3 protein-coding genes and 1 pseudogene are annotated in these 5,378 nt (G+C 55.4%); 2 read left to right on the plus strand and 2 right to left on the minus strand.

The features are described from left to right. On the plus strand, positions 1 to 2,593 hold a 2,593-nt coding region (locus tag CW742_RS06340; protein WP_292418032.1), incomplete at its 5' end, for a VWA domain-containing protein. Positions 2,594 to 2,773: 180 nt separating this feature from the next. Here CW742_RS06340 and hisG read toward each other — a convergent pair. Continuing rightward, the gene (gene hisG / locus CW742_RS06345; protein WP_292418035.1) at positions 2,774 to 3,646 is read right to left on the minus strand and encodes an ATP phosphoribosyltransferase; all 873 of its coding nucleotides are present in this window, start codon (positions 3,644 to 3,646) and stop codon (positions 2,774 to 2,776) included. A gap of 61 nt (positions 3,647 to 3,707) precedes the next feature. Beyond that, positions 3,708 to 4,973 carry a DUF1015 domain-containing protein gene (locus CW742_RS06350; protein ID WP_292418037.1) on the minus strand — a complete coding sequence of 422 codons (1,266 nt, stop codon included), beginning with the start codon at positions 4,971 to 4,973 and terminating at the stop codon, positions 3,708 to 3,710. Between the two features lie 174 nt (positions 4,974 to 5,147). Between CW742_RS06350 and CW742_RS06355 the strand changes: the two are divergent. Then, positions 5,148 to 5,378: pseudogene (locus CW742_RS06355) on the plus strand (ribosomal-protein-alanine N-acetyltransferase); the annotation flags it as partial.

Here is a 5,378-nt window from a genome sequence, read left to right on the forward strand (position 1 = left end):
GTATGTGACCGAAAAAATCTATTACACCGATGCCGGGGGCAACGTATCCATCGATCTCCGTCTTTCGACAGCTGCTGGGGAGAACACGCTCTGGATGGATCCCATCGGCACCATGGTCAAGATCCCGTCCAAGACAATTGTCGGGGTTGCTGATGAGATCCCCTGGTATATCGAGCAGACCCGTGCCATTAATACTGAGGGAATAAAATCACCTCTCCCGGCAGACGGGCTCCCGGTCAATGATGTGACGATTACGTACACGCTCACGGATAAATTCGGCAACCCGATTCATAGCTCACCCGTGTACTGCACATCATCCGACGGACAGAGCGCAACACAGTATACCAATCTTAATGGCAAGGTGACGGTCATCTTCCCGGCACAGGATGAGGCAAGGATATTCACGCTCAATGCTTCTACTCCTGCAAACCCCTCAGCAACCTGCAGGGATCCGTACGATGCAGGGTATTGCAGCCAGCAGATTGAGTACTATACCACCGATCCCGTGGATATGCTGTTTACGGCAAACCCGCAGTCCATGGCAAGCCTCGATGTTGCCAGCGCAACCCGGGCCATTCTCCAGGCGCGGGTAGTCGACGCAAAGGGTAACCCGGTGAAAAACGAGAAGGTATACTTCTCGCTCGGCACTACAACCTATGATGCGGTGTATATCGGGGCAACCGACCCGGTGCTTGCAGTAGGTCCGACCGAGGCGGTCCTGGTTGGTGATGACGGGTATGCAACAACGGAATTCCGTCCCGGGGCATTTACCCCGGAGGGGCAGACCGGATTCGACCCGACTGCCACTGGCCAGGTGGTCGTGACAGCACGATGGACGAATACCGCGGGGACCATAACCAAATCCCGGGATATCCTTCTTGTCTGGAAGAACTATCCGTATCTTAGTATTTTTTCGTCCATGAAATGTGACAATGCCCATGTTGGAGATGACCTCAACCTTACCATCGAGCTAAAGGGTGACGGTGCCGCGCTCAAGCCGAATCCCATCGATGTTGTACTCACCACCGATCGATCCGGCAGCATGATGGAGGATAACCCGGATCGAATGGTTAACGTTATGGCAGCATCTTCGACATTTGTTGACGAGATGGGACCGAACGATAAAATCGGTGTGGTATCGTTTGGAAACAAGGGGCATACTTCTGCTGCAAGCTATACGAATTGGTGGGGGGCAGCGAATGGCCCGGGCCCTGGAATCGATCTGGATTTAAGTGATGATTCTTCGTACAGGCTGGCACATTATCCAGCCTCTCCGACATCCTATCTCGATTATGCGACCGTGGATCAGGAATTGACATCTGATCCGGATACTGCCAAAAATGCGATCAATTCCATGGTTCCCTACTCGGGTACTCCCCTGCGTGATGGTCTACGGAACGCGGTTCAGGAGCTGAAATCATCGAGGACACGATCTAATGCCATCAAGGCAGTTATCCTGCTATCCGATGGGGATTACAATTACTACGGCGACCCGCTCGCAAGGGGAACCGGGTATTCTTCGTCACAAAAAAGTCCAACAGGCTTTGGGGATCTGACAACATCCTATATGACCTATCCTGATACCGACGGATACCAGAACATGGCCGCATATGCAAGCCATAACGGGATTAAAATTTATTCCATTGCTTTCGGTGACAGTATTTCCAGCGGCGGGAAGACTACGCTTGAAACGCTTGCCACAACCACCGGGGGAAAGTACTTTGAAGCGTCCTCGGCAAATATCGAAGATGTGTATATTGCCATTGCCGGGGACCTTCAGGAAACCGCCGGGGGTGACACGGAAGTGTCCCTCGATTTCGGGACCGTGACAATTGATGACAACACAGGTGGCGACATCACCCAGTATATGGACTACGTGTATGAGGTGAAGGCGCCTGTCGCTGACAGTTCGACCTACATCAACAAGACCAATATTACCAAACAAGGGGTCTTTCACCAGCTCTTCAGCACGGTCCAGGATGACACGGCTGGCTGGAGTGCCCGCCAGATAGACTACAACGTAGGAACCATCAAGCTCAACGAGACGTGGAGCGCGACATTACGCCTCAGACTGACCCAGGCGGGGTCGTTCGATCTCTTCGGCCCTGACAGCACCTCTTCCATCACCTTCACCGATATGAGCGATACCACGAATCCGGTGACACAGACCGCCTTCATCCCGCAAATGCAGTGCAAGGTGTATCCGGTAGGTGAAAATCCCGGGTTTGGTACAAAAACCCTGAAGGTTAGCGACCTCACCGTAACTACATCCGATCCAACCGTGTGGAAGCTGGCATGGAAGACCTCCTATGATGGCGATAAAACCGTTACAGAAACGCTGCAGTCACGGATGGCGGACAGTGCCGCTTCATGGCATACGCTTTCCGGGGGCATTACGACAATCAGCAGCCAGGTGATAAATTCCCCTTCCTATTACACACTTTCCCTGTCGGATGCTTCGCTCTGGACAAAAGGGAAATGCTACGAGTTCCGGGTCATTGCCCAGGCAGATGATACCGATGATTCAGTGACGCAATCCGGTCCTACCTGTATCAGTACATCGGGAGGAACGATCTATATCAAACTCGAATAGTTGTATGGCGGGGGGTAACCAAATAACCGCTTTTTCACGCCGTATCGGACTGCGGTTCATCATTGTGAGTGCATCAGAATGCATACCTGTTATCAAGTGCCGTCACAGGTGCAGGTAACCGTACACGAAAAAATATCGCATTAACAAGAAAGGATTAAGAATTGTTTTCCCGTGCAGGCTTCACGGCACAATCTTCGAGATCGGTATCTCAAGGATATCCTCGGCACCGCACTTCTTGAGTTTCGGGATGAGCCCATTGACCGAGCCTTTCGGCACAACAGTCTGGATGCTGTAGTAGTCGATCCCGTGAAGCCGGCTGACCGTAGGCGTCTTCATCGCCGGGAGTGCTGCAACGATCTTCTCCATGGATGCGGTCGGCACGTTCATCGTGAGGAGGACCTTGTGCCGGGCATCAATAACACCGAAGAGCAGGGTCCGGATCTCCTCGATCTCGCGTCGTTTTTCAGGATCTGCCCAGCTCGCCTTGTTGGCGATGATCGCCGTGTGGGACTCCATGATCTGGCCGATGATCTTGAGGCCGTTCTTCCGGAGCGTTGTCCCGGTCTCGGTGAGGTCGACGACCACATCCATCAGGTCAGGAACTTTTGCTTCCGATGCACCAAAGGAGTGGAAGAGCTGGACCGGGATCTTCAGGTCCTCAAAGAACTTCTTCGTGAGCTCGGGGTATTCGGTCGTGACCCGGCTGTTTGGCCGGATCTGATTGACGTTCTCGATGGGCTCGTCCCGGTGCACCGCGACAACGATCTTGACATTTCCCTCTCCGGTCTTGCTGTAGGAGAGGTCTGCCACCTCAACGACATCCGAACCAGTCTCGGTGATCCAGTCAAGGCCCGAGATGCCGAGGTCGAAGTATCCCTTGTCAACATAGGTCGGGATCTCCTGCGGGCGGAGGATCTTGATCTTCCCGATCCGGGGGTCATCAATACGGGGGTTGTAGTCGCGGTCCGTGCGCCGGACCTCGAGGTCTGCCTCCTTGAACAGCTGGAGGGTCTGCGCCTCAAGGCTGCCTTTCGGGAGTGCGATGGTAATCATACCATACACCATCGCTGTTAAAAAACAATAAAGGATCGGATTCCCGGGCGGAAGAGAGCCTTTAGTCAAACGAATGGACAACGAGGCCGCTCAGCAGCTTGGGTTCGAACCAGGTGGACTTCGGCGGCATGATGCCCCCGGCGTCGGCAATAGAGAGGACCGTATCAACCTTCACCGGCTGCATGGCAAACGCGAGCTGGTACGTCCCGTCATCCACGAGTTTTTCAAGATCGGAGACCGGGCGGGCCCCGCCCAGGTACTGGAGGCGTGCGTCGCCCCGGGGGTCGGTGATGCCCAGCATCCCTTCGAGCACGTGCTTCTGGAGAACGGCGACATCAAGCGTGTCGGGTGTCTCAGGGCCGTTCTCCCGCGGGCGCGTGCATTCGTACCACGTTCCCCCGAGATAGAGGTGGACTACGTGATACCTCTCCGGTTCAGCGATCGCAGGGGGGATGTTGTACACGCTGCCATCAACGCCAGCGTACGGCCGGACCGTGAAATACTTCCCGAGTTCCTTTGTGAACATATCGGGAGAAAAGGACCCAAGGTCGGTAAGAAGACGGCTGTACCCGTGGATCTTCACCCGGTTGTGGGCGAATACGACTCCCATGAACCGGCAGATCTCCTCGCCCGGCTGGTTGCCGGATGCGAGAATCTTATCGGCAAGGTTCACCGATGCCTTGGCACGGTGGTGGCCGTCAGCGATGTACAGTGCCGGGACTGCGGCAAAGCGCTGTTCGAGTTCAGCCAGGACTCCGGGATCCGCAATCCGGAAGATCTGGTGGACTGCTCCCTGTTCAGTCCGCACCTCGGCAACCGGTGGCTGTGTGCGGGTTACCTGCGCTTCGATGAAAGAGAAGAGGCCCGCATCATCGCGATAGAGGAGGACCACCGGCCCGTTGTGTGCACGGACGGCCTCGATATGCCGGGTCCGGTCTTCCTCCTTGTCGTACCGGGTCAGCTCGTGGCGGCGGATCCTGTTCTTCCGGTAATCGTCCACATCGAGACAGCAGCAGAGGCCAAGGAAGATATCCCCGTCCTGTTCTGCCTGGTACAGGTACATGCCAGGTTCCGGGTCTTTCTTCATGAGGCCCTCGCGTTCCAGGAGGAGGAACATCTCCCGCGCCCGCTGGTATACCCGCTCGTCATGGGGGGGAATGCCCGGAAGTTCGGCATCAGGTCTGCTCACGCGAAGGAAACTCTTCTGGTTCTTTGCAATGATGGCCTTTGCCTCATCAGCAGTCACCACGTCGTACGGCACTGCCGCGATCTCCGGCGCAGCCTCCTTCACCGGCCGCACTCCCGAAAAACGATAAATCCTCACCATGCCAGGCACCGCGCATTGACAGTACGTTTACGTGCTCTCATTATTGTGTGTTATCCCATATAACGCAGACTCACCCCGTCTTGGGGGAGGGAGTCCTGCCAGAGGGGCAAATGCTATGAATACCAAACGCTCAGGATGTTTACCAGAATACGGCAGGCTAAAGGAGACTGTCCCATGATCCGGCCCCATGATCTCGCCCTCTTCCCGCTGCCGCAGATCCGCCATGCAACACCCGCAGATATCGCTGCGATTGTTGCCATCGAGAAGGAGTCGTTCATTGACCCCTGGGAACAGGCCGTCTTTCTCGAAGCGCTGACGTACTATCCCACCACCTATTTTGTCGCCGAATGCGATGGCGCCGTTGTCGGGTTCGTTGTCGGGGGCCTCGAGGATACCGGTGAGAAC

This window comes from Methanoregula sp. (assembly GCF_002835825.1).
Taxonomy (GTDB): domain Archaea; phylum Halobacteriota; class Methanomicrobia; order Methanomicrobiales; family Methanospirillaceae; genus Methanoregula.

Coding starts and splice junctions, on each gene's coding strand:
- hisG (WP_292418035.1), bottom strand. CDS start 3,646: ATGATTACCATCGCACTCCCGAAAGGCAGCCTTGAGGCGCAGACCCTC.
- CW742_RS06350 (WP_292418037.1), bottom strand. CDS start 4,973: ATGGTGAGGATTTATCGTTTTTCGGGAGTGCGGCCGGTGAAGGAGGCT.